25 protein-coding genes are annotated in these 21,416 nt (G+C 71.6%); 17 read left to right on the plus strand and 8 right to left on the minus strand.

Features of this window, described 5'->3' with window-relative positions; translation table 11 throughout:
- Nucleotides 1–18: 18 nt before the first annotated feature.
- The gene (locus tag EV378_RS26980; RefSeq protein ID WP_132430199.1) at nt 19–732 is read right to left on the minus strand and encodes a GntR family transcriptional regulator; all 714 of its coding nucleotides are present in this window, start codon (nt 730–732) and stop codon (nt 19–21) included.
- Nucleotides 733–865: 133 nt separating this feature from the next.
- On the opposite strand from EV378_RS26980, the gene EV378_RS26985 reads away from it, so the two are divergent.
- The 4 genes from EV378_RS26985 to EV378_RS27000 all read left to right on the plus strand — a co-directional run bounded on the left by EV378_RS26985 (nt 866) and on the right by EV378_RS27000 (nt 3,311).
- Complete coding sequence (locus tag EV378_RS26985) at nt 866–1,348, plus strand: nuclear transport factor 2 family protein (protein WP_132430200.1); 483 nt, start codon at nt 866–868, stop codon at nt 1,346–1,348.
- The gene (locus EV378_RS26990; protein ID WP_132430201.1) at nt 1,348–2,190 is read left to right on the plus strand and encodes an NmrA family NAD(P)-binding protein; all 843 of its coding nucleotides are present in this window, start codon (nt 1,348–1,350) and stop codon (nt 2,188–2,190) included. The genes EV378_RS26985 and EV378_RS26990 overlap by 1 nt, the downstream gene beginning before the upstream one ends.
- Nucleotides 2,187–2,642: a hypothetical protein gene (locus EV378_RS26995; RefSeq protein WP_207908877.1), complete on the plus strand. Its 456-nt coding sequence runs from the start codon at nt 2,187–2,189 to the stop codon at nt 2,640–2,642. The genes EV378_RS26990 and EV378_RS26995 overlap by 4 nt, the downstream gene beginning before the upstream one ends.
- Nucleotides 2,643–2,861: 219 nt before the next feature.
- A complete protein-coding gene (locus EV378_RS27000) occupies nt 2,862–3,311 on the plus strand; it encodes a hypothetical protein (RefSeq protein WP_132430202.1) in 450 nt (149 codons plus the stop codon).
- Here the strand turns inward: EV378_RS27000 and EV378_RS27005 are convergent, their stop codons facing one another.
- Nucleotides 3,312–3,767, minus strand: a complete 456-nt coding sequence (locus EV378_RS27005) for a DUF5709 domain-containing protein (RefSeq protein WP_132430203.1) — start codon at nt 3,765–3,767, stop codon at nt 3,312–3,314.
- Nucleotides 3,768–3,875: 108 nt separating this feature from the next.
- Here EV378_RS27005 and EV378_RS27010 point away from each other — a divergent pair, with 108 nt between their 5' ends.
- Both EV378_RS27010 and EV378_RS27015 read left to right on the plus strand, forming a co-directional pair.
- Complete coding sequence (locus EV378_RS27010) at nt 3,876–4,298, plus strand: DUF6153 family protein (protein ID WP_132430204.1); 423 nt, start codon at nt 3,876–3,878, stop codon at nt 4,296–4,298.
- A 65-nt stretch (nt 4,299–4,363) separates the two neighbouring features.
- Nucleotides 4,364–4,960, plus strand: coding sequence for a DUF305 domain-containing protein (locus tag EV378_RS27015; RefSeq protein WP_132430205.1), 597 nt, complete (start codon nt 4,364–4,366; stop codon nt 4,958–4,960).
- Between the two features lie 7 nt (nt 4,961–4,967).
- On the opposite strand, the gene EV378_RS27020 is transcribed toward EV378_RS27015, so the two are convergent.
- Together EV378_RS27020 and EV378_RS27025 are read right to left on the minus strand one after the other, a co-directional pair.
- On the minus strand, nt 4,968–5,900 hold the full coding sequence (locus EV378_RS27020; protein WP_132430206.1) for a TIGR03619 family F420-dependent LLM class oxidoreductase: 933 nt from the start codon (nt 5,898–5,900) through the stop codon (nt 4,968–4,970).
- Nucleotides 5,897–7,120, minus strand: coding sequence for a cation:proton antiporter domain-containing protein (locus tag EV378_RS27025; protein WP_132430207.1), 1,224 nt, complete (start codon nt 7,118–7,120; stop codon nt 5,897–5,899). Before EV378_RS27025 ends, EV378_RS27020 begins: the two co-directional genes overlap by 4 nt.
- 84 nt (nt 7,121–7,204) lie before the next feature.
- On the opposite strand from EV378_RS27025, the gene EV378_RS27030 reads away from it, so the two are divergent.
- The gene (locus EV378_RS27030; protein WP_132430208.1) at nt 7,205–8,044 is read left to right on the plus strand and encodes a class I SAM-dependent methyltransferase; all 840 of its coding nucleotides are present in this window, start codon (nt 7,205–7,207) and stop codon (nt 8,042–8,044) included.
- Here the strand turns inward: EV378_RS27030 and EV378_RS27035 are convergent.
- Entirely contained in the window at nt 8,025–8,354 is a 330-nt protein-coding gene (locus EV378_RS27035) for an SGNH/GDSL hydrolase family protein (protein ID WP_132430209.1), read from the minus strand. The two genes, EV378_RS27030 and EV378_RS27035, sit on opposite strands and share 20 nt — an antisense overlap.
- A 169-nt stretch (nt 8,355–8,523) precedes the next feature.
- Between EV378_RS27035 and EV378_RS27040 the strand changes: the two genes are divergently transcribed.
- The 4 genes from EV378_RS27040 to EV378_RS27055 are packed head-to-tail and all read left to right on the plus strand — an operon-like array spanning nt 8,524 to nt 11,376.
- Nucleotides 8,524–9,174: a hypothetical protein gene (locus tag EV378_RS27040; RefSeq protein ID WP_132430210.1), complete on the plus strand. Its 651-nt coding sequence runs from the start codon at nt 8,524–8,526 to the stop codon at nt 9,172–9,174.
- On the plus strand, nt 9,171–9,704 hold the full coding sequence (locus tag EV378_RS27045; RefSeq protein WP_132430211.1) for a hypothetical protein: 534 nt from the start codon (nt 9,171–9,173) through the stop codon (nt 9,702–9,704). The genes EV378_RS27040 and EV378_RS27045 overlap by 4 nt, the downstream gene beginning before the upstream one ends.
- Nucleotides 9,701–10,426, plus strand: a complete 726-nt coding sequence (locus EV378_RS27050; RefSeq protein WP_132430212.1) for a hypothetical protein — start codon at nt 9,701–9,703, stop codon at nt 10,424–10,426. Before EV378_RS27045 ends, EV378_RS27050 begins: the two co-directional genes overlap by 4 nt.
- Nucleotides 10,423–11,376: an MvdC/MvdD family ATP grasp protein gene (locus EV378_RS27055; protein WP_132430213.1), complete on the plus strand. Its 954-nt coding sequence runs from the start codon at nt 10,423–10,425 to the stop codon at nt 11,374–11,376. Before EV378_RS27050 ends, EV378_RS27055 begins: the two co-directional genes overlap by 4 nt.
- Before the next feature lie 30 nt (nt 11,377–11,406).
- On the opposite strand, the gene EV378_RS27060 is transcribed toward EV378_RS27055, so the two are convergent.
- A complete protein-coding gene (locus EV378_RS27060) occupies nt 11,407–12,129 on the minus strand; it encodes a GntR family transcriptional regulator (protein WP_132430214.1) in 723 nt (240 codons plus the stop codon).
- Between the two features lie 130 nt (nt 12,130–12,259).
- Between EV378_RS27060 and EV378_RS27065 the strand changes: the two genes are divergently transcribed.
- The 5 genes from EV378_RS27065 to EV378_RS27085 are packed head-to-tail and all read left to right on the plus strand — an operon-like array spanning nt 12,260 to nt 17,486.
- The gene (locus EV378_RS27065; protein WP_132430215.1) at nt 12,260–13,477 is read left to right on the plus strand and encodes an acyl-CoA dehydrogenase family protein; all 1,218 of its coding nucleotides are present in this window, start codon (nt 12,260–12,262) and stop codon (nt 13,475–13,477) included.
- A gap of 22 nt (nt 13,478–13,499) precedes the next feature.
- Complete coding sequence (locus tag EV378_RS27070; RefSeq protein WP_132430216.1) at nt 13,500–14,360, plus strand: fumarylacetoacetate hydrolase family protein; 861 nt, start codon at nt 13,500–13,502, stop codon at nt 14,358–14,360.
- Between the two features lie 11 nt (nt 14,361–14,371).
- Nucleotides 14,372–15,346 carry an alpha/beta fold hydrolase gene (locus EV378_RS27075; protein WP_132430217.1) on the plus strand — a complete coding sequence of 325 codons (975 nt, stop codon included), beginning with the start codon at nt 14,372–14,374 and terminating at the stop codon, nt 15,344–15,346.
- The gene (locus tag EV378_RS27080) at nt 15,343–16,884 is read left to right on the plus strand and encodes an FAD-dependent monooxygenase (RefSeq protein ID WP_132430218.1); all 1,542 of its coding nucleotides are present in this window, start codon (nt 15,343–15,345) and stop codon (nt 16,882–16,884) included. The genes EV378_RS27075 and EV378_RS27080 overlap by 4 nt, the downstream gene beginning before the upstream one ends.
- A complete protein-coding gene (locus EV378_RS27085; protein WP_132430219.1) occupies nt 16,881–17,486 on the plus strand; it encodes a VOC family protein in 606 nt (201 codons plus the stop codon). Before EV378_RS27080 ends, EV378_RS27085 begins: the two co-directional genes overlap by 4 nt.
- Before the next feature lie 383 nt (nt 17,487–17,869).
- On the opposite strand, the gene EV378_RS27090 is transcribed toward EV378_RS27085, so the two are convergent.
- Nucleotides 17,870–18,763, minus strand: coding sequence for a dihydrodipicolinate synthase family protein (locus EV378_RS27090; RefSeq protein ID WP_132430220.1), 894 nt, complete (start codon nt 18,761–18,763; stop codon nt 17,870–17,872).
- Between the two features lie 115 nt (nt 18,764–18,878).
- Nucleotides 18,879–19,898, minus strand: coding sequence for a LacI family DNA-binding transcriptional regulator (locus EV378_RS27095; RefSeq protein WP_165922502.1), 1,020 nt, complete (start codon nt 19,896–19,898; stop codon nt 18,879–18,881).
- Nucleotides 19,899–20,083: 185 nt separating this feature from the next.
- On the opposite strand from EV378_RS27095, the gene EV378_RS27100 reads away from it, so the two are divergent.
- Complete coding sequence (locus tag EV378_RS27100) at nt 20,084–21,409, plus strand: MFS transporter (protein WP_165922503.1); 1,326 nt, start codon at nt 20,084–20,086, stop codon at nt 21,407–21,409.
- The last annotated feature ends 7 nt before the right edge of the window (nt 21,410–21,416 follow it).

The following is a 21,416-nucleotide window of genomic DNA, read 5'->3' on the forward strand; positions in this document are numbered from 1 at the left end:
AGGATGCGGTCGATCGCCTCAGGCGCTGTCGCGACCCGCGGCGCGCTCGCCCTCCGGCTCGAGCCGCCCGATCCGCTCGGTCAGCTCCTCCTGGTTTCCGACGAGGTGGTCGGTCACCGCCTGACGGGTCAGGCCGGCGTCGCGGGCACGGACGGCGTCGAGGACTCCCGTGTGGATGCGTTCCCGCCGGGTCCGCTCGGTGCGGGCGATCTCGGCGAAGTCGTAGACCAGCCTGGTGTAGCGCTCGGCGGCGGCCCAGAGCTGGTCGAGCGTCCTGAGGTCCCACGCGGAGGCGGCCGGCCGCACCAGGTCCAGGTGAAATCGCTGGTGGGCCTGCCAGACGGCTTCGGGATCGTCGTCCTCGAAGGACTCGATGAGGGCCGCGAGGTTCTCGATCTGAGCCTCGGTGTGCAGGGCGGCGGCGCGTGCCGCGAGTTCCGGCTCCACGAGCAGTCGCAGGCCGTAGATGCCGCGCAGGTCCTCGACGGACAGCGGTACGACGACCGCGCTGCGGCCGTGGTTGAGCTCGATCAGTCCCTGTCCCTCGAGCCGCCGCAGCGCCTCGCGGACGGGGATGTGGCTGATGTCGAGCTGGCGCGCGAGCTCGGCGACGGAGAAGCGCTCGCCCGGCGCGAGGACGCCGTGCAGGATCGAACGCCGCACCTCGACGGTGACGAGGTCGACGGCCGACACCTGGTGGTCCTTGACCGGTCGGAACGCTCGCTCGGCCACGTGCTCTCCCTCCGGCCGTCGATGATCTTTATACGATAGCGGGTTGGCCGATCGAGGCTTGTGCTCGGCCGACTCCTTTGCCAGAGTCGATACCACGCTATCGTATATCGTAGCGACTCAGCGAGGAGGACCCATGAGCACCAGCGAACTCAGCCGCGAGGAGATCGTCGCCCGCAACCTCGCCGCCGTCGACGTGCACTTCCACAACGAGAACCCCGACGGCATCGACAAGGCCGTCGGCGTCTACACCGACGACATCGTCTGGGAGGTGCCCGCGCGGGGACTCGTCCTGCGGGACAAGGAGACCGTCAAGGCGGAGTACCTGAAGATCTTCGAGGCGATGAAGGTCCACACGATCACGAACCTGCACCGGTTCGCGACCGAGGACTGGGTCTTCGACGACAGCATCTTCGAGGTCACCCTGCTGACCGACGGCTTCCGCAACTGTCCCTTCCCGAAGGGGACGCGCTGCAGCATCCGGCTCGTGCACGCGTTCGAGTGCCGCGACGGGAAGATCTGCCGCGAGAACGGGTACGAGATCTGGCGTCGCGCCGACGACACCGTCCGCGTGCAGGACTTCGTTCCCGAGAACGCGACGGTCGAGGTGTTCGACTGATGGGCGTCCTCGTCCTCGGTGCCACCGGCACGGTCGGCCCGCACGTCGTCACCGCGCTGCTCGGCCGCGGCGCCGGACCGCGTGTCCTGACCCGCAACGCGGCCCGGGCACGCACGATCCTTCCGGCGGGGACCGAGCTCGTCGAAGGCGATCCGGGCGACGATTCGACGGTCGCCGCCGCCGCAGAGGGCGCCGACGCGGTCTTCCTGCTCTCCGAGCACGACCACGACATGTCCGACCTGCAGCTGCGGATCATCCGGGCGTTGCGCCGCACCGGAGCCCGGATCGTGAAGCTGTCCGGAACGAGCTCGGCGATCAACCCCGACGGGCCCTACACCTGCCGGCAGCACTGGGAGATCGAGCACGTGCTGGCCGCGTCCGGTCAGCCGTGGTCGGTGATCCGGCCGAACGCGTTCATGCAGACGCTCATCGGCACGATCATGCTGCCGGCCGTCCGGGAAACCGGGAAGATCCCGAACGCGATCGGCGGGGCGGGCATCAGCTTCGTCGACGCCCGCGACATCGGCGAGGTCTGTGCCGAGGTCCTGCTGAACGACGTCTGGGCGGGAGAGACCCTGGTCCTCACCGGTTCCCGCGCGGTGACGTTCGCCGAGATCGCGGACCAGCTCGGCGCCGCCACGATCGACATCACCCCGGCCGACGTGCGGGAGAACCTGCTCGGACGCGGGATGGCGCTCTGGGAGGCCGAGCACTTCCAGGAGATGTACCAGCTGTTCCGGGACGGGGAGTCGGAGTTCGTCACCGCGGACGTGGAGCGGGTGCTCGGTCGTGCGCCGCGCACGGTCGAGGACTACCTCCACGAGACGATGGAACCGGCGTGAGCGACTGCCTGCCCTGCCGGATGGAGGAGGCCGACCCGGACGCCGTCGTGTTCCGCGACGACCTGTGGGCGTGCGAGGTCGTCCCCGGCTTCGACGTCCCGGGGTGGTTCGTGCTGCGGGTGCGCCGCCACGCGCTACGGATCGGCGCGCTCACCGACGCCGAGCTGGCCACCTACGGCCGGCGGGCGCGGGACCTCGTCGGCGCCGTCACCGAGGTCACCGGCGCACCTGCCACCTACGTCCTGACGTTCGGCGAGGCCAACCCGCACTTCCACTCGCTGGTCGCCGCCCGCGGCGAGGAGGTGCCGCCGGAACGCCGGATGGCCGGGATCCTGACCCAGCGCGAGGACCGGCTCGACCCGGCTGGTGCGCTCGCGATGGTGCCCACGGTCGCCGCGGTCTACGCACGCCTGTCCGGTTCGGACGTCCTGCGCGCCGGGACGTCGTCGTGACACTTGCGACGGTTCCGGTGAGGCTGTCCGAAACCGTCCCGGCGGGTCGTCAACGTTGGCGATGAGCGGGGCACGGCGGCGGGGTCATGGTGGTCCCCGCCGGCCGTAGTCCCGGCCGACGACCTGGATCGCCGCTCACGTCGGAGCGATGGCGAGCACCGCACGGCCGATGCCCGTGCATCCCGGCGGCGGAGCGGCCCGTCGACGACAGGAACCGTCATGACCGCCACACCCGCGACACCCACCGATCTCGTCCCCAGCTCACAGGACCTGGGCGCGAACATGGTCACGTTCACCGGTGACCGCACCACGATCACGTTCTTCCCCGAGACGCCGGGCCCGCTGCAGCCCGGGCACGAGGGCGGAAAGCTGACCTACGAGGGACCGGAGGGCACGATCGAGCGGTTCGGCGCCGACATCGCCCGTGTCGACAGCCCGCTCGGCTACCTGCTGACGATCGTGCTGCGCCCGGACGACGACACCGGCCAGATCGACCTCACCGTGCTGCTGCCGCGTGTCGTCGGGGTCGCGATGGAGGCGCCCGTCGTGTTCGCCGCCATGGCGATCAGGACGCACCGGCGTGGGTTCGTCGCGAACCCGGGCCCGGTGCTCGGCTACGACGTGCTCCCGCTGGTGGCGAAGGCCGAGGAGGTGATCATTGCGCTCTGATCACTCCTCGTCGGCCAGGTGGACGGCGGCCTCCTCCGCCGACGCGCCGGCGCCGTCGATGCCCGCGTCGCCGGCGATCAGGTCCTTCGTCCCGCCGGGCTCGCCGTCGAACGTCGCGTCGTCCACGGTCAGTCGTCCGGCACGACGGTCGCCGACCTCGTCGTCGCGCAGCTCGCCGTCCGTGTCGGAGGCGTCGCCGAGGTACTCCCCGGTGGCGTCGTCGACGTCGGACTCGTCGTCGTCCCCGGCCAGCGCCGGGTCGGCCGCGTTCCAGGGGTCGGGCTCCTCGTCGGCCAGGCGCTCGTCGAGCGACTCGTGGTCGCGGTCGTTCCACGGCCGCTCCGGCGGGGAGTAGCCCTCGTCCAGGACGTCGGACACCCCGGCCTCGACGAGCGTGTCCTCGGGCTGGAGCTGGGCGTACTGGTCGGTGTCGTCGCCGGAGTCCGCAGCGGTCATCCGGCGAGCGTAGACCGGCCCCCATGTGGCCCGGTCCCACCGGCCTTCCGGCCGGACCGCCGATCGCCGGGCGCCACGTGGGTTCCCGGTGATCGATACGCTCGATGCATGACCGCGACGGCGACACGGCTGCTGCCGGTCGTCGTCGCGCTGGTCCTCGGCCTGCTCGGGATGCACGCCCTGGTCGTGGGCGATGCCGGGATGCGCGACGCGCCGATGTCGATGGATTCGATCCCGGCAGCGGCGCCGTCGGAACCGCGCAGCGTGGACCGCGCCGGGGAGGGACCGGCGGCGATGCCGGCCGTGAACGCGTCGCACGGGGACCACGGCCCGTCCACTCATCCGATGCTGCACCTGTGCCTGGCCGTCCTGGCCGGCTTGATGGTGCTGCTGCTCGGGATCGCCCTCCTCCGGACGGAACCGGCCGCCGTCACGACCACGGCCGAGCGGGGACGAGGGCGCCGGGAACCTCCCGTCCGACCACCTCCGACGTCGGTACGGCTGGCACGGCTCTGCGTGATGCGGAACTGATCGGCCTCCAGCGCGGCAGAGCGCTGGACCGGACCGATCACCGCTCACGAACCCGGAGCAGACCCATGAGGACCACCACCGTGGCGGGAGCCGCGGCGGCGCTCGCCGCTGCCCTCGTCCTGACCGCCTGCGGCTCGTCGCAGGCCCCGCACGCCCCGGCACCGCAGGCGTCCGCGACGTCGTCGGCGTCGACGGGCGCGCACAACGACGCGGACGTCGCGTTCGCGCAGGGGATGATCCCGCACCACGAGCAGGCGGTGCAGATGTCCCGCCCGGCCGCCGAACGGGGCGCGGACCCCCAGGTCGCCGGGCTGGCCGCCCGCATCGAGCAGGCCCAGGCCCCGGAGATCGCGCAGATGCGCGGGTTCCTCGCGGCGTGGGGCGCGCCCGAGTCCGCCGCCGGGATGTCCGGCATGGACCACAGCGGCATGGGTGGCGGCATGATGACCGACCAGGAGATGGGACAGCTCGACCAGGCGCGGGGTGCCGTGTTCGACCGCCTCTACCTGCAGCTGATGATCCGCCACCACGAGGGCGCGGTCCAGATGGCCCGCACCGAGCTGGCGTCCGGCACGAACCCGGAGGCCAGGGCTCTCGCTCAGAGGATCGTCGACTCCCAGCAGGCCGAGATCGCCGAGATGCAGCGGCTGCTGGCCGCCTGACGGCCGCTCAGGGGTGCCCGGGCGCGAACGCGTCGAGCACGTGATCGGCGTAGGACAGCGCCGCGGCGGGTTCGACGTCCGGGTACCCGACGTGCGGCGAGAGGTTGAGGTCGAGGAACACCTCGGTCACACCGCGGGCGCGGAGATCCCGCAGGTCGTCGACGATCTGGTCGCGGGTGCCGTGCAGAGGCCTGCGGTCCGGTCCGGGATCCCGGTCGACGAGATCGACGAGGCCGCGCAGCAGGATCCGCACGGCGTCCGGGTCGCGCCCGGCCTCCCGGGCCCCGTCACGCACGGTCTCCGCGCAGGCTCCGACCTCGGCGAGGTCCTGGCGGCTGCTGCCGATCCAGCCCTGGGCCAGGCGCCCCGCTCGTCGCAGTGCGGGAGCGGCCCGGCCGCCGACCAGGATCGGTGGATGCGGCTTCTGCACCGGCGACGGGCGGACGTGCGAGCGTGGCACGGTGTAGAACTCGCCGTCGAACTCGACCGGATCCTCCGTCCACAGTGCACGCAGGCAGCGCAGGTACTCGTCCATCCGGGCGCCCCGCCGCTCGAACGGGACGTTCGCGGCGGCGTACTCCTGCGGCATCCACCCGATCCCGACGCCGACGGTCAGCCGGCCGCCGGACAGCACGTCCAGCGACGTCATCGTCTTGGCCAGCAGCGCGGGCGCGGTGAACGGCGCGCAGAGCGTCGCCGTCCCGATGCCGATCCGCTCGGTGTCGCCCGCGACGTGCGCGAGCGCGACGACCGAGTCGAACACCGACCAGTGCGACGGCTCGAGGCCGCCGTCCACCGGCCACAGCGTGCGCTGGAACGTCCACAGTGACGCGTAGCCGAGGTCCTCCGCCCTGCGGGCGACGTACCGCATCGTCTCCGGGGTCGCCCAGTTCCCCGACACCGGCAGGCCGAACCCGAGCAGCGGCAGGTCGTCGGTCACGGGGGTGACCCTGTCACGGGCGCCCCGCCCGCGGGCGACCGTCCGTACCAGCGGGTGACCAGCCCCGTCGACAGGCCGTGGATCACGATGCTGGCGACGACCGTGACCACGGTGACCGTGAGCACGAGGTCGTTCTCGGGATCGGGCAGGTCGATGAACGCGAGCATGCCGAACACCAGGGTGGCGATGCCGCGGGGGCCGATCCCGCCGAGGACGAACCGGTCGCGCGCGGAGAGGGTCGTCCCGACCAGCGACAGGGCGACCGGCAGCACGCGCACCACGGTCAGCGCCAGGACGCAGTACAGCACGATCCGCCAGGTGATCGAGCCGCCGGCGAGCGTCTGGTTGACGATCGCGCCGAAGACGAACCACAGCGCCAGCGACAGCAGGTGACCGACGTCCTCGGCGAGGTGCAGCGTGCCGGGCGGTAGCCGCCGTGCCGCCGGTCCGAACAGGACACCGGCGACGAACGCCGCGACGAACCCGTTGCCGCCGAGCACGATCGCCGTCCCGTAGGCGAGCAGGGGCAGCGCCAGGACCCCGATCCGCAACGCCGACGGCTGGCTCCACCCGGTGTCCATGGACCGCCGCAGCACGCGTGCGGCGACGGCCCCGACGACCACACCGACGCCGATCGCGATCCCGAGCGACGGGACGGCGTCCAGAGCGGCCTCCGCGATCGAGTCCCCGCCCGCTGCCGTCGCGGCGGCCAGCGTGAGCAGGAAGACCGGGGCGAGGACGCCGTCGTTGAGCCCGCTCTCGACGTTCGCGAGCGCCCGCAGCCGTTCCGGTACGCGCGGGTCGCGCAGGAACGCGACGGCGGGCGCGAGATCCACCGGCATCACGACGGTCGCGATCACGGCCAGCAACCACACGTCGGCCACGCCGCCGAGCAGCAGAGCGCCCGCGCCCCAGGCCAGCACGAGCGACAGCGGCAGGGCGATCAGCAGCAGCCGCAGCGTCAGACGCGGCTCGCGGCCCAGCACACCACCCGGGACCTCGGTCGCGTCGGTGAACAGCAGGATCGCGAGGATGGCCTCGACGACGTGCTCGGCCGGCTCGACGTCGATGTCGAAGACGAACACCGGATCCGATCCGGCGGTCAGCAGGACGCCCGCCGCGAGCATGGCCAGTGGCATCGTCACGCTGAACCGCGCGAGGCGCCCCGCGACCAGCGCCCAGGCGAGCAGGATCAGCATGATGACGACGAGCGCGAGCATCGTTCTCCCCGGACACGGTCCCCGGTGCGGATTCTCGCACCCGGAGTGCCGCGGCGGGACGACCCGAGATCGGAGAGGATCACCATGAGCACGGTCGACCGTCCGGACACGTTCGAGCGGAGCCTGGCGCACTGGGCCGAACAGGGGCGCGCCGGGATGGAGTCGTTCTACGCTCTGGCCACCGAGGACTACCGGCAGATGGTCGCGGCCCGGGACTGGGCCGCCGACTTCCGGGACGTCGCCCGCGACGGCCGGGTGCGCGCGCTGGACGTGGCGTGCGGCAGCGGCAAGTTCCCGGCGGAGCTGATGCGCCGCGGGCTGGCCGACGCGCTGGGCGGGGTGAGGATCGACGTCGACCTGCTCGACCCGTCCGCGTTCTCGCTGGCCGAGGCGCGGTCGGTGCTCGGGCCGCCGTTCGTCCCCGTCGCCGAGCACGAGGTCCGGCTGCAGGACCTCGACCCCGTCCACAGTGGTTTCGACGCCACGTGGGCCACCCACGCGCTCTACGCGATCCCGCCCTCCGAGCTCGACGACGGCATGGCCCGGATGGCGTCGGCGCTGCGGCCCGGCGGGTTCGGGGCGGTGGTGCAGGCGACCACGTCGTCGCACTACCTGCGGTTCGCCGAGCTGTTCCGCGCCGCGCACGCGCCGGACGCCACGCCGTTCAGCAGCGTCGAGCAGGTCGCGGCGTCGCTCGAGGCCTGCGGCGTGACGCCGTCGGTCCAGGAGATCCGGTACACCGTGTCCGGTTCGGACCGAACGGCCGTCGAGGGCTTCCTCCAGCGCTGCGTGTTCGACGACTCGGTGCCGCTCGACCGGATGGAGTCCGGTGGTCCGCTGGGCGACTACCTGGCCGGTTGCCGCGGGCCCGACGGCTACCGGTTCGTCCAGGAGGTCCGCATCCTCACGTGGAGGGCAGCCTGAGTCGGTTCGGGACGGCGCCGGTGCGCTTCAGCGCCTCGTCGACGAGCTGGGACAGGCGCTGCTGGCCCTTGTCGTTGAGATCCAGCTCGTTCGCCGCGATGCCGTCCTGGTCGCTGCCGACGAACCACGTGGCGGCGATCGGGTCGACGAACGGGAGCTGCGCCGTCGTGGCCGCTTCCCGGATCGAGTCGCGCACGGCGGCCACGTTCGCGGGCACGGTGTCGCCCAGGTACATCGGGCCGATCACGACGATCCTCGCCTGCGGCAGCTTCGCCTTCAGGTTCTGGTAGAGCCCCGGTGAGGTCCCCAATGTTGGCGATGCCCCAGTGTGTGACGGCCGCCACTCTTGGCGGTGGGACCGTGCGGCCCGCTCGCGGCCTCGTCACGCCGTTCGCATCGACACCGTTCCCTGCTCCGTCCATCCCCGCGGCGAGACCGGCGATCGGTCCTCGCCTCATCCCGTATCCGAGGAGCCGATCATGAGTGGTCCCGGCGGCAACCAGCCCGGCGACGACCCGGACGCGCAGCGCGCCGGCGGCGCGCCCGGCGACGAGGGCGCCCGCCCGCCCGGTGAGATCAAGAACGACAAGCTCGAGGGCAAGGACATCAAGTCCGAGAAGCCGGAGAACAAGGACGTCAAGAACGAGAAGATCGAGATCAAGGAGTTCAAGAACGAGAAGCTCGAGATCAAGGAGGGAAAGAACGAGAAGTCCGAGGTCAAGGAAGGCAAGGAGAAGCCGGAGAAGGAGCTCAAGGTCGAGGGGAAGGAGAAGGTCGAGCGAAAGGAGTCCAAGGAGGCCAAGTTCGAGAAGGAGGAGCGGAAGGAGTTCAAGGTAGAGAAGCTGGAGACCAAAGAGCTCAAACGGGAGAACAAGGAGTTCAAGCTCGAGAACAAAGAGTTCAAGCTGGAGAACAAGGACGCCAAGGGCGAGGCGGAGAAGCCTGTCGGGGAGGGGCCGCGGATCGATCCGCCGATCGACCGCGAGAGCCTGCGTCGCCACGCCGACGCGCTCGAGGAGGCCGCACGATCGCTGCGCCACTTCATCGAGCAGAGCGAGCGTCCCGATCTCGCCGACGGCCCGCTCGGCAACGAGCCCGACGGGACCACCCCCGAAGGCGGCGGACAGTGACCCGGAACCAACTCGAGACGAAGGGCGCCTTCGACCCGCCCGAGAAGCAGAAGGAGAACTTCCGGGAGGGGCCGCCTGCGAAGGACACGCTCAAGGAGGAGAAGGAGCAGCAGGAGAAGATCCAGCAGGAGTGGCTCGAGTACAAGCAGGGCAAGGACGCCACCAAGGGTGAGCTGAACGAGAAGACGAAGGTCGAGGGGGAGAAGGACCCCAAGTCCGAGGGGAAGAACGAGTCGAAGGACGAGGGCAAGGAGTGGAAGGAGAAGCAGGAGAAGGACGAGGCGAAGGAGGGTAAGGACGAGTTCAAGGACGACAAGGAGGCCAAGCCGGAGCACGAGTCCAAACGACCGGAGAAGGAGCCCGAGCTGATCCCGCTCCCCGGGACGTTCGACCGTCGGATCCTGCTGGCCCATGCCGACGCGCTCGACGAGTCCGCCCGCGTGCTGCGGCACTTCATCGAGCAGGACGAGCGGCCCGACCTCCGCGGCGGTGCCCTGAGCAACGAGCCCGACCACGGCGGACACGCATGATCCTCGTTCTCTGCCATGTCGGCGACCACTCGGCCCGATGGGTGGCCGAACGTCTCGGCGCCCGCGCGCGCCGGGAGGTGCAGCTCGTCTTCGTCGAGGCTCTCGCCGACCCGTCGACCGTCTGGTGCCAGGAGATCCGCGACGAGGGGGTGCACATGACGATCACACTCGGCGACGGACGCACCCTGCGCGACGGTGAGATCGACGCCGTCCTGAACCGCATGGTGTGCGCACCGGCGACGCAGACCCTCGCAGCCGTCGAGGGCGACGAGGACTACGCCCGCAGCGAGCTCACGTCGTTCGCGGCGAGCTGGGTACGCGGGCTGGCACCGCGGGTCGTCAACCCTCCGACGCCACAGGGGCTGAGCGGGCGGTGGCGGCCGGCGCCCGGCTGGCGCGTGCTCGCGCGGCGAGCCGGCCTTCCCGTCGTGGACCTGGCCGTCGACAGCGCCGATCCGTCCACGGCCGACGGTGATCCCACCGGCGGATCCACGGTGCTCACCGTCGGTGGCGAGATGCTCGTGCGCGACGCACCGGACGACGTGCGGGCGGCGGCGGCGCGGCTCCTCTCGCTCGCCGAGACGCCGATCCTCGGACTGCGCTTCGACGGCGCCGTCCCCGGCGAGAACGGTTGGCGCCTGCTCGATGCCACTCCCTACCCGGACCTGTCGTCGGCCGGTGAGGACGGCGTCACGGCGATCGCCGCGGAGCTGGCGGCATGATCCTCGTCTGCGGGATCCCGAGCGAGACCTCGCTGGCACGGGTCATCGAAGCCCTGTGCAGGCGGGAACTGCCGCACGTCGTGGTCAACCAGCGACAGGTCCGTGACCTCGCACTCGAGCTGCGGACCGGTTCCAGCGGCCTCGGCGGTCGTCTCACCGGACCGGGTTTCGGCGTCGACCTCGACGACGTCGGTGGCGTCTACCTGCGCTTCATGGACGACCGGCGCCTCCCCGAACTCGTCGGGGAGCCGGAGGACTCGCCGGCGCGGCGCTCCAGCCGCGTCCTCCACGACCACATCGGACACTGGGCGGAACACGCCGAGGCGAGGGTCGTCAACCGGTACGGGGCGATGGGATCGAACTTCAGCAAACCGTTCCAGTCGCAGCTGCTCCGCGAGGCCGGGTTCCACGTCCCGGCGACGCTGATCACCAATGACCCCGACCGGGTCGACGCGTTCGCCGACGAGCACGGCAGGCTCGTCTACAAGTCGATCAGCGGCGAGCGCTCGATCGTCGCGGCCCTCGATCGGTCGGACCGGGAGCGGCTGGAGCGCATCCGATGGTGTCCGGTCCAGTTCCAGGCGTTCGTCGACGGGCCCAACGTCCGGGTCCACACGGTCGGCGACGAGGTGTACGCGACCATCGTCGACACCGACGCCGTCGACTACCGCTACGCGTCGCAGCAGGCGGGGCAGCCGGCCCGGTTCAGCCCGTTCACGCTCCCCGACGACGTCGCGGAGCGTTGCGTGCGTTTCGCCGCGTCGCTGGGGCTCGAGGTGGCCGGGCTCGACCTGAAGTTCCCGTCCGACGGACGCGTCGTCTGCCTGGAGGTGAACCCGAGCCCGGTGTTCAGCTATTTCGAGGCCAACACGGGACAGCCCATCGCCGACGCGGTCGCACGGCTCCTCACCGGCAGCCCCGCCACGCGCCGGCACGCGGCACCGGTGTGACGCGACGGTTGCGGTCGGGTCGCGCGGCACCTACGCCGACGCGTCCCGGTCGTCCCAGGTCGGCTGCGTCGCGTGTCCCATCGCCGCGAGCATCGTCGACACGTTGTTCTCCAGGTGCTCCCGCACGGCGGAGCGCATCCGGTCCGGGTCACGGGACCGGGCCGCCTCGACGAGCGTGTCGTGCGCGTGGGCGCGCCGGGTGGCGAACGAGTCGGGTGCGTCGACCGGGTCGAACACCAGGCGGGTGTAGCGCTCGGACGCGTCCCAGAGCGGGGCCAGCATCCGCCGGTCCCATTCGGACGCGGCCGGTTCGATCAGCGCCGCGTGGAACTCGCGGTGCGGCGCCCAGAACGCCTCGCCGAGAACGTCTCCGAACGTCGCACGGACCATCCGGTCGAGCTCGTCGACGTCCCGGTCGGTCCGGCCGGGAGCCGACAGCGCGGCGAGCTCGGGTTCCACCATGATCCGCAGCCGGTAGATCGACCGCAGGTCGTCCTCGTCGAGCGGGGTGACGATGGCGCTGCGCGACGGGCTGAGCACGATCAGGCCCTGCGCCTCGAGCTGCCGCAGGGCCTCGCGGACCGGCACGTGGCTGACGCCGAGCTGATCGGTCAGCGCGGGCACCGTGAACGGCTGACCGGGGGGAAGCTCGCCGGACAGGATCGAGCGGCGGATCTCGTGCAGCACGAGGTCCACGGCGGAGGCCTTACGGGACACGACCGACTGCACGCCGGGCCGCTTCTGGTCCGTCATGGACGTGGCCTCCTTTCCGGACACGGTCGTTGAATCTACACCACGTTGACATCTTATAACTTAGGCACGTAGCGTTCGGCGTGTCGCAGGTCACGCACCGATGCGGGGCCGACCGTCCGAAGGAGGCGCGATGCCCGCCCATCTTCTCGACCGTCCCGGCACGTCCGACGACGCCCGCGCGCTGCGGGCGGAGCTGGTCGGTCGCGCGTCGGAGATCGTGCCGGTGCTGGCGCGCAACGCCGCCCGCACCGAGGAGGACCGCCGGGTGGTCGAGGAGAACATCTCCCTGATCGACGACGCCGGACTCTTCTCGATCATGAGGCCGCGCCGACTCGGCGGGCTCGAGACGGACTTCCGCACGAAGCTGGAGGTCTCCCGCGAGATCGCCCGCGGCTGCGGTTCCACGTCGTGGGCGACGACGTTGATGAACGTGTGCGCGTTCTTCGGCGGGCTGTACCCGGACCGGGCCCAACGCGACGTCTGGGCGGACGCGCCCGGGAACCGGATCGCCGGCGTGCTCGCCCCGTCGGCCGAGGCGGCGAAGGTGGACGGCGGCTTCCGGATCACGGGCTCGTGGGGATGGGCGTCCGGGTGCCTGCACGCGCAGTGGGCCGTCGTCGGGCTCCCGGTGCCCGACGAGCACGGCGAGATCGTCGACCAGGGGCTCGCCCTGGTGCCGATGGGTGATCTGTCCATCGAGGACACCTGGTTCGTGGCCGGGATGCGCGGCACCGGATCGAACACGCTCCACGCCCGCGACGTGTTCGTCCCGGACCACCGGGTCATCTCGATCCCGGCCGCGATCCAGGGGCGCTACGCCACCGAGCACGCCGACGAGGTGCTGTACCGCTCGGCGTTCGTCCCGGTCGCGGCGCTCGTGCTGGCCGGGCCGCAGCTCGGTCTCGCGCAGGCCGCGCTGGACATGGTGATCGAGAAGGCGCCGAAGCGTTCGGTGTCCTACACGTTCTACGACACCCAGACCGACGCCCCGACGTTCCAGCTCGCCGTCGCCAAGGCGGCCTCGCTCGTCGACGCCGCGCACCTGTTCGCCTACCGGGCGGCCGCCGACATCGACCAGGCCGCCGTCGACGGCGTCTACCCGGACTACGCCGCCCGCGCCCGCGTGCGGATGGACACCGGCGCCGCGATCGAGAACGCCCGCGAGGCGATCCGCACGCTCGTCTCGGCACACGGTGCCGGCTCGTTCGCCGAGGTCAGCCCTCTGCAGCGGATCTGGCGCGACTCCGAGGTCGCGTCCCGGCACGCCGTGATCAGTCCGGCGATCTCCTCCGAGGTCTACGGACGCGCGCTGCTCGGGCTGACCGACGGCGTCACCGCACTCGTCTGAGACGTCTCGGGAGGACGTGGAAATGCGCATCGCCAACCTGGCCGGCCGGCTCGTGCTCATCGAACCGGGCGGCGACCGCGCCGTCGACGTCGAGCGGGCGTCCGGCGGCCGGTTCGGGCCGGACCCCCAGTCCGTCTACGACGAGTGGGACGCGTTCCGGGGGTGGACCGCGACGGCCGCGTTCGACGACGCGTCCGATGTGGACGCCGATGCGCTCGGCCCGGTCGCGCCCCGCCCGCCGCAGGTGTTCGCGATCGGTCTGAACTACCGCGACCACGCCGCGGAGTCCGGGATGGAGCCGCCGTCCGAGCCGGTCGTGTTCACGAAGTACGCGTCCAGTTTCACCGGACCGCGCGGCGAGGTCGCGCTCTCACCGGGGAACGTGGACTGGGAGGTCGAGCTCGTCGCCGTGATCGGACGCGGCGGGCACCGGATCCCGGAGTCCGACGGGTGGGACCACATCGCGGGTCTGACCGTCGGGCAGGACCTGTCCGACCGCGTCGCGCAGTTCGTCGCGCCGCCCGCCCAGTTCGGGCTCGGCAAGTCGTTCCCCGGCTTCTCACCGATCGGTCCGTCCCTGGTCACCGCGGACGAGCTGCGCGCGCACGGCCTGGACCCGGACGACCTCGAGCTCGGCTGCCGGGTCAACGGCGACACCGTCCAGAAGGGGCGGACGTCGTCGATGATCTTCGCCGTCCCGGCGATCGTCGCGAAGCTCTCGGCGGTCGTCACGCTGCTGCCCGGGGACGTCGTGTTCACCGGCACCCCGGCCGGGATCGGCGCCGGCATGACGCCGCCACGATTCCTGCACGACGGCGACGAGCTCGCCACCTGGTGCGCCGGCATCGGCGAGATGCACCACCGGTTCGTCGCCCGATCCTGAGGAGCTCCCTGATGACCTACATCGAAGCCGCCGACCGCGCGGACACGTTCGTCCCGCACGCCTACCCGGAACAGCTCGCCGACCTCGGCGAGATCCGGATGAACTACGCGGTGGCGGGCGACCCGGCGTCGCCCGCCCTGCTGCTGATCCCCGGTCAGACCGAGTCCTGGTGGGGTTACGAGCAGGCCATGGGGCTGCTCGCCGAGCACTTCCACGTGCACGCCGTCGACCTGCGTGGGCAGGGCCGGTCCACGTGGACGCCGGGCCGGTACACGATCGACAACTTCGGCAACGATCTCGTGCGGTTCGTCGACCTGGTGATCGGGCGCCCGACGTTCGTCAGCGGACTGTCGTCCGGTGGCGTGCTGTCCGCGTGGCTGTCCGCGTTCGCGAAGCCGGGCCAGGTCCGCGCCGCGGTGTGGGAGGACCCGCCGCTGTTCGCGTCGCAGACGACGCCGGCCACCGGGCAGGGCATCCACCAGGGCATGGGCCCGCTGTTCGCCGTGCTGAACAAGTGGCTCGGTGACCAGTGGTCGATCGGGGACGCGGCCGGGATGCAGCGGGCGATGGGGACCGAGATGCCGCCGGAGATGCTGCGCGCCATGGCCCGGATGAGCCCGCCGGACGAGAACGGTGCACCGGCCGACGGCCCGCCGCAGAACCTGCGCGAGTACGACCCGGAGTGGGGCAGGGCGTTCCTCAGTGGCTCCGCGACGGCGTCCAACGACCACGCCGCGATGCTCGGCCGGGTCCGCGTCCCGGTGCTGTACACGCACCACTTCCGCACGGTCGACGAGCAGACCGGACGGCTGGTCGGCGCCACGTCGGACCTGCAGGCGAGGCGCGTGTGCGAGCTGGTCGCCGCGACCGGTCAGCGGATCGACTACCGGTCCTTCCCGGACACGCCGCACTCGATGCACGGCGCCGACCCGAAGCTGTTCACCGAGACCGTCGTCGAGTGGGTGTCCACCGTGGACGACGGATGACGCTCCCGGACCGCACCGAGGTCCTCGTCGCGGGGGGAGGGCCGGTCGGCCTCGCCGCGGCCGTCGAGCTCGGGTCGCGAGGCGTCGACTGCGTCGTCGTCGAGCCGCGTCCGGCCGTGTCGCACGCCCGGCCACGATGCAAGACGGTCAACGTCCGGACGATGGAGCACCTGCGCCGCTGGGGGATCGCCGAGGAGTTCCGGTCGCTCGCGCCGCTGCCCGTGTCCTGGTCGTCGGACGTCGTGTTCTGCACGTCGCTGGCCGGGCGCGAGCTGTCGCGGTTCACCGGCGTGCTCGGGCTCGACCCCGGCGACCGGTCCGCGGAGCCGGGCCAGCAGGCGCCGCAGTACGTGCTCGAGGAGCTGCTGCGCGACGTCGTCGCCGGCCTGCCCACCGGCCGGCTCGTCACCGGGTCGGTCGCCGGCGTCGCGCAGGACGACCACGAGGCCCGGGTGTCGGTGGTCCTGGACGGGCGCGAGCAGGTCGTCCGTGCCGACTACGTGCTCGGCTGCGACGGTCCCCGCAGCACGGTGCGCGACGCGATCGGCTCGGCCTACGTCGGTGGGATAGCGTTGCGGCCCAACTTCGGCATGGTGTTCCGGGCACCGCGGCTCCGGGACTCCGTCCGGCACGGACCGGCCGTCCAGTACTGGACCGTGAACGCGGACGCGCCGGCACTCATGGGGCCGATCGACCGCGACGCGACGTGGTGGATCATCGCGTTCGGCGTCGAGGAGGCCGACGGTCGCGCCCGCGGCCGGGAGATCATCGATGCGGCCGCGGGTGTCCGTACGGACGCGGAGATCCTCTCCACCGACCCCTGGACGGCCCGGATGATGCTCGTCGACCGGGCCCGGTCCGGCCGGGTGTTCCTCGCCGGGGACGCCGCGCACCTCAACCCGCCGTTCGGCGGGCACGGGCTGAACACCGGCGTCGGCGACGCCGTCGACCTCGGCTGGAAGCTCGCCGCCGTGCTGCGCGGCTGGGGCGGGCCGGGCCTGCTGGACAGCTACGAGGCGGAACGACGGCCGGTGCAGGACCGGGTGATCCGCGAGGCGGAGTCGAACATGCGGACACTGTCGGCCGATCTCGTCGTCGACGACGTCGACCGCGACGGCCCGGTCGGCGACGCGGCCCGCCGGACCGCGCACGACCGCATCCAGGCCACGAAGCACGCCGAGTTCCACGCGCTCGACCTCGTGCTCGACGTGTCCTACCCGGACTCGCCGATCGTGGACGGCGGCGGGGCCCGTCTCCAGCACCGGTGGCTCGACGACGGCCGCGCGCTGCACGACCTGCTCGGTCCCGGGTTCACACTGCTCACCCCCGGCGATCCGGCGCCGTCCATGGTGGACGCGGCGGATGCCGCCGGTGTCCCGCTCGCGGTCCGGCGATCGCCGCTGGACCGGTACGTGCTCGTCCGCCCCGACCAGCACGTCGCCTGGCAGGGCGACGAGCTCCCGTCCGACCCACACGCGCTGCTCGACCGGGTGCGCGGCGCCGCGCCCGCGTTCGCCGGCCAGAAGGAGGAGACATGACCGACCGACGCGACGCCCCGATCATCCCGCCGAAGCTGCACCACGCGACGTTCCTGACCCTCAAGCTCGACGAGATGGTCCGCTGGTACGGCCTCGTCGCCGGCTTGAAGCCGGTGCACTACAGCGAGGCCGCCGCCTGGCTGACCAACGACGAGGCCAACCACCGGATCGCGCTGATCTCGCACCCCGCGATCAAGCGTGCGGTGGACAAGCCGACGAGCGCGGGGCTGCACCACACGGCGTTCGAGTACGAGCGGTTCGACCAGTGGCTGGACAACTACGTCCGCCTGCGCGACAACGGGATCGTCCCGTTCATGTGCCTGGACCACGGCATCACGATGTCGATGTACTACGCCGACCCGGAGGGCAACGGCGTGGAGATCCAGTTCGACGCGTTCGGCGACTGGGCAGTGTCCAAGGAGTGGATGTGGGCCGCCCGCGAGTTCGCCGAGAACCCGATCGGCGAGTGGTTCGACCCGGATCAGCTCGTCGAGGCGCGGGCCCAGGGACTGTCCGAGCAGGACATCCACGAGGGCGCCCGCTCCGGCAAGTTCCGACCGGAGAACCCTCCTGCCGACCTGCTCCTGCCCGAGGTCTGGTGAGTTCCCGGCGGGGCACGGTCCCTCCCGCCGGCCATGATCGGCGGGAGTGGCACGGGCGCGACACGGACGGCGTGTTTCGACCGGTTCCGCCGATCACGCCGGTGGCGGGCCGGCCATGATCGGCGGAACCGGCACGGGCGCGACACGGATGGCGCGTTCTGACCGGTTCCGCCGATCACGCTGGTCTCGGCGTGCGTGCGTGCGTGCGGTGTGGTGGGGGAGCGGTCCCCGCCATGATCGGCGGGAGTGGCACGGGCGCGACACGGATGGCGCGTTCCGGCCGATCCCGCTGATCATGCACACCCGCCGGGAGCGCGGACGGGCCGCGCCGGGTCGGGCGGAGCGGGCCGGGGCGGTGAGGAGCTCCGCCCCGGCCGGACGTGTCAGGACGCGAGCTTGACGTCCGCGGCGATCAGGGCGGCGCGCAGTGCCTGGCGCTCGGCGTCGCTGACCGGCGTCAGCGGGGACAGCGCGTGGCCGCCGTTGCGGCCCTGCATGGCCAGCGCCTCCTTGATCCGGACGGTCATGTTCGGACCGTCGATCGCGCGCCACACGGGCAGCTGCTTGTTGTGCAGCTCCAGCGCCGCGGCCAGGTCACCGCGCTGCACGGCGTCCCACTGCGCCAGGCACAGCTCCGGCACGACGGTGAGGGTCGCGCTGATCGCACCCTTGGCGCCCAACAGGTAGCTCGGGTAGAGCAGGTCGTCGACGGCGGTGAGTACGGTCCCGCCGGCCGGGTCCATGTGCAGCAGGTCGGCCAGCTGGTGGATGTTGCCGCCGGACTGCTTGACGCCGACTACGTCCGGTACCTCGTTCAGCACGCGGGCGACGGTGGTGGCCGGGATCAGCGCGTACGGGATCACGTTGTAGATCACGATCGGCAGGCCGGTCTCGTCGGCGATCCGCCGGTAGTACTCGACGGTCCGCTCCTCGTCCGGCTGGAACAGGTAGTGCACGGGCGTGACCTGCAGGGCGTCCACACCGGTCCCGGCGATCGCCGTGCCGTAGCGCACCACCTCGCGCGTGCTGTCCTGGATGATCCCGGCGACCACCGGCACCTGGCCCGCGGTCTCGCGCACGGCGGTGTCGGCGATCGCGACGGAGTCCTCGAGCGACAGCATCTGGCCGTCGCCGGTGCTGCCGGTGACGCAGATGCCGTGCACTCCGAGGTCGAGGTGGTAGCGGACCTCGGCGCGCAGCGCGTCCAGGTCGGGCTGCTCGTCGGCGGTGAACGGGCTGACCAGGGGCGGGATGATGCCGTGGAGGTCGAGAGTCATCGTCGAGATCCCTTCCGGGGAGTGGGGTGGTCCGGTCCGCAGCGCTTCGAGCGACGAAATGTAACCGGTGACATTTCGACTGTGGCCGTCCACCGGTCCCGGTGTCAAGGAGCGGTCAGCCCGTCTGCGTCACAGGCGCGCAGGAGCGCCGGATGCGCAGCTCCGTCGGGAGCACGACGTCCCGGTCCCCGCCGGCCGGGGCCGCGCCGGCGAGCTCGTCGAACAGGATGCGGCCGGCGGCGGCGCCGATCTCGCGGGCGGGCTGTGCGATCGCGGTGATCGGCGGGTCGACGTAGGGGAACAGGTCCGTGTCGTCGAACGTGATCAACGACAGGTCGTCGGGGAGCCGTACCTCGCGTTCACGCAGGGCACCGAGTGCGCCGATCGCGAGCATGTTGTTGAACGAGAAGACCGCCGTCGGGCGGACGTCGAGATCGAGGACCTCCAGCATCGCCCGGTGACCGCCGTCGACTCCGAGAAACCCTCGCCGCACGCACTCCTCGCGCACGGTCAACCCGGCCGCGCCGCACGCGTCGCGGAAGCCGGCCAGTCGCTGGTCGGCCGTCGCCATGCCGGGTGGGCCGCTGATCATCCCGAGGTCGGTGTGTCCGAGCTCGATCAGGTACCGGACCGCGTCGCGGGCGGCCGTGAGGCTGTCGGTCCGTACGACCGGCACCGACGCGACGTCCGGCGGGCGGCGGTCGATGAGCACCAGCGGGATCCCGCCACGCACCAGCCGGCGCACGCCGTCGGCCGCCTCGCCGGCGGACAGCAGGGCGACCGCGTCGACGGTCCGGCGGGCGAACGACTCGAGGATCTGCGCCTCGCGCTGCGGGTCGAAGTCGGAGCTCGAGATCAGGACCTGGTAGCCGTGCCGCAGCGCCTCGTCCTCCAGGCCGCGCGCGACCTGTGCCGTGAACGGGTTCGCGATGTCGGACACGAGCAGGCCCAGCAGCCGGGTCCGGCCGCGGGACAGGCTCGCCGCGACGCCGTTCGTGACGTAGTCCAGCTCCTCGACCGCGCGCAGCACGCGCTCGGTGCGGTCCGGGCCGACCTTCGCGCCGCCGTTGAGGACGCGCACGACGGTCGCGGTCGACACCCCGGCGGCCCGGGCCACGTCGCGGATGCTCGCCACTACTGCAGACCTCCTCACCGGACGGGCGTGATCGTAGCCAGGCGTTCGCCGTCCGCGAGCGGAGCGACAGGTTGACACGGACGGGTGTGGGTGTGTTGTCATGCGAAATGTAACCGGTGACATCTCGACGGGCGATCCTTCGTCGTGGTGCCCGATCCGTGCGTTCGGCACATCGAGGTGACAGCGTGTCCGTGGAGAAGAGCGACCGGGTCCCCGACCCGGCGGTGGAGTCCGGGCCTCCGGCCCGGCCGAGGGGGAAGAACCTCCGTTGGGCAGTGATCGGTGCGATCACCGTCCTGACGATCACGAACTATCTGGATCGCGGGAACCTGTCCGTCGCGGCCCCGCTCATCCGGGACGACCTCGGGTTCTCCAACACCGAGATGGGCCTGATCCTCTCGGCCTTCATCTGGCCGTACGCGATCATGAACCTGCCCGCGGGCTGGGCGGTCGACCGGTGGGGTCCGCGCCTGATCATGACCCTGGCGGCCGGGCTGTGGTCGATCGCCGGCGCGCTGACCGGCGCGGCGCGCGGGGTCGGGGTGTTCCTCGGACTGCGGGTCGTGCTCGGCGTGGCCGAGGCGCCGCTGTTCCCGGCCGCGCTGAAGGCGACCAGCGAGTGGTTCCCCGAGCACGAGAAGGCCCGGGCGACCAGCATCTACATCGCCGCCACGCAGGTCGGCCTCGCGATCGCGCCCCCGATCACGACGGCACTGATGCTCGCGTTCGGCTGGGAGCTGATGTTCGTCCTGGTCGGGCTGCTCGGGTTCGTCGGCGTCGTCGGGTGGGTCGTGGTCTACCGCCGCCCCGAGGACCACCCGCGGTTGAGCCCGGAGGAGCGCGAGTACATCGGCGTGGACCGCCGCGAGCCGGTCGCGGTCGCGCACCGCTCCGTGGGACGCGACTGGGCACGGCTGTTCCGGTACCCGACGGTCTGGGCGATGATGCTCGGCGCGTTCTGCCTGCAGTACGTGTTCTGGTTCTACATCACCTGGTTGCCGAGCTACCTGGAGTCGGCCCAGAACTTCTCGATCACTGCGGCCGGGCTGATCTCGGCGCTGCCCTACATCGCGGGCGGTGTCGCGGTGATCATCGGTGGCCGTTTCTCGGACCGGCTCGTCAAGCGCGGCATGCTCGCGATGCACGCCCGCAGGCGCACGATCGCGGGCGGTGCGCTGCTCACCGGGCTCGCGCTCGTCGCGACGGCGTTCAGCGACGGGCCGGTCCTCGCCGTCGTGCTGCTGACGCTCGGCATGTTCACCTACAGCCTGACCACGGCGTCGTACTGGGCGCTCGCCGCGGACGTCGTGACCACCGACCGGATGGTCGGCTCGATGGGCAGCATCCAGAACTTCGCCGGGTTCCTCGGCGGTGCCTTCGCGCCGATCGCCACCGGCGTGATCGTCGACCGCGCCGGCGGATTCGTCCCGGCCCTGATCGTCGCCGCGGTCCTGCTCGTGGTGACGACCGTGATGTACGGCGGCTTCGTGAACCGCCGCCTTCCCGTGTGAGGAGTGA

Source organism: Pseudonocardia endophytica (genome assembly GCF_004339565.1).
Taxonomy (GTDB): Bacteria; Actinomycetota; Actinomycetes; order Mycobacteriales; family Pseudonocardiaceae; genus Pseudonocardia; species Pseudonocardia endophytica.

Coding starts and splice junctions, on each gene's coding strand:
- EV378_RS26985 (WP_132430200.1), top strand. CDS start 866: ATGAGCACCAGCGAACTCAGCCGCGAGGAGATCGTCGCCCGCAACCTC.
- EV378_RS26990 (WP_132430201.1), top strand. CDS start 1,348: ATGGGCGTCCTCGTCCTCGGTGCCACCGGCACGGTCGGCCCGCACGTC.
- EV378_RS27000 (WP_132430202.1), top strand. CDS start 2,862: ATGACCGCCACACCCGCGACACCCACCGATCTCGTCCCCAGCTCACAG.
- EV378_RS27005 (WP_132430203.1), bottom strand. CDS start 3,767: ATGACCGCTGCGGACTCCGGCGACGACACCGACCAGTACGCCCAGCTC.
- EV378_RS27010 (WP_132430204.1), top strand. CDS start 3,876: ATGACCGCGACGGCGACACGGCTGCTGCCGGTCGTCGTCGCGCTGGTC.
- EV378_RS27015 (WP_132430205.1), top strand. CDS start 4,364: ATGAGGACCACCACCGTGGCGGGAGCCGCGGCGGCGCTCGCCGCTGCC.
- EV378_RS27025 (WP_132430207.1), bottom strand. CDS start 7,120: ATGCTCGCGCTCGTCGTCATCATGCTGATCCTGCTCGCCTGGGCGCTG.
- EV378_RS27030 (WP_132430208.1), top strand. CDS start 7,205: ATGAGCACGGTCGACCGTCCGGACACGTTCGAGCGGAGCCTGGCGCAC.
- EV378_RS27040 (WP_132430210.1), top strand. CDS start 8,524: ATGAGTGGTCCCGGCGGCAACCAGCCCGGCGACGACCCGGACGCGCAG.
- EV378_RS27050 (WP_132430212.1), top strand. CDS start 9,701: ATGATCCTCGTTCTCTGCCATGTCGGCGACCACTCGGCCCGATGGGTG.
- EV378_RS27055 (WP_132430213.1), top strand. CDS start 10,423: ATGATCCTCGTCTGCGGGATCCCGAGCGAGACCTCGCTGGCACGGGTC.
- EV378_RS27060 (WP_132430214.1), bottom strand. CDS start 12,129: ATGACGGACCAGAAGCGGCCCGGCGTGCAGTCGGTCGTGTCCCGTAAG.
- EV378_RS27065 (WP_132430215.1), top strand. CDS start 12,260: ATGCCCGCCCATCTTCTCGACCGTCCCGGCACGTCCGACGACGCCCGC.
- EV378_RS27070 (WP_132430216.1), top strand. CDS start 13,500: ATGCGCATCGCCAACCTGGCCGGCCGGCTCGTGCTCATCGAACCGGGC.
- EV378_RS27075 (WP_132430217.1), top strand. CDS start 14,372: ATGACCTACATCGAAGCCGCCGACCGCGCGGACACGTTCGTCCCGCAC.
- EV378_RS27080 (WP_132430218.1), top strand. CDS start 15,343: ATGACGCTCCCGGACCGCACCGAGGTCCTCGTCGCGGGGGGAGGGCCG.
- EV378_RS27085 (WP_132430219.1), top strand. CDS start 16,881: ATGACCGACCGACGCGACGCCCCGATCATCCCGCCGAAGCTGCACCAC.
- EV378_RS27090 (WP_132430220.1), bottom strand. CDS start 18,763: ATGACTCTCGACCTCCACGGCATCATCCCGCCCCTGGTCAGCCCGTTC.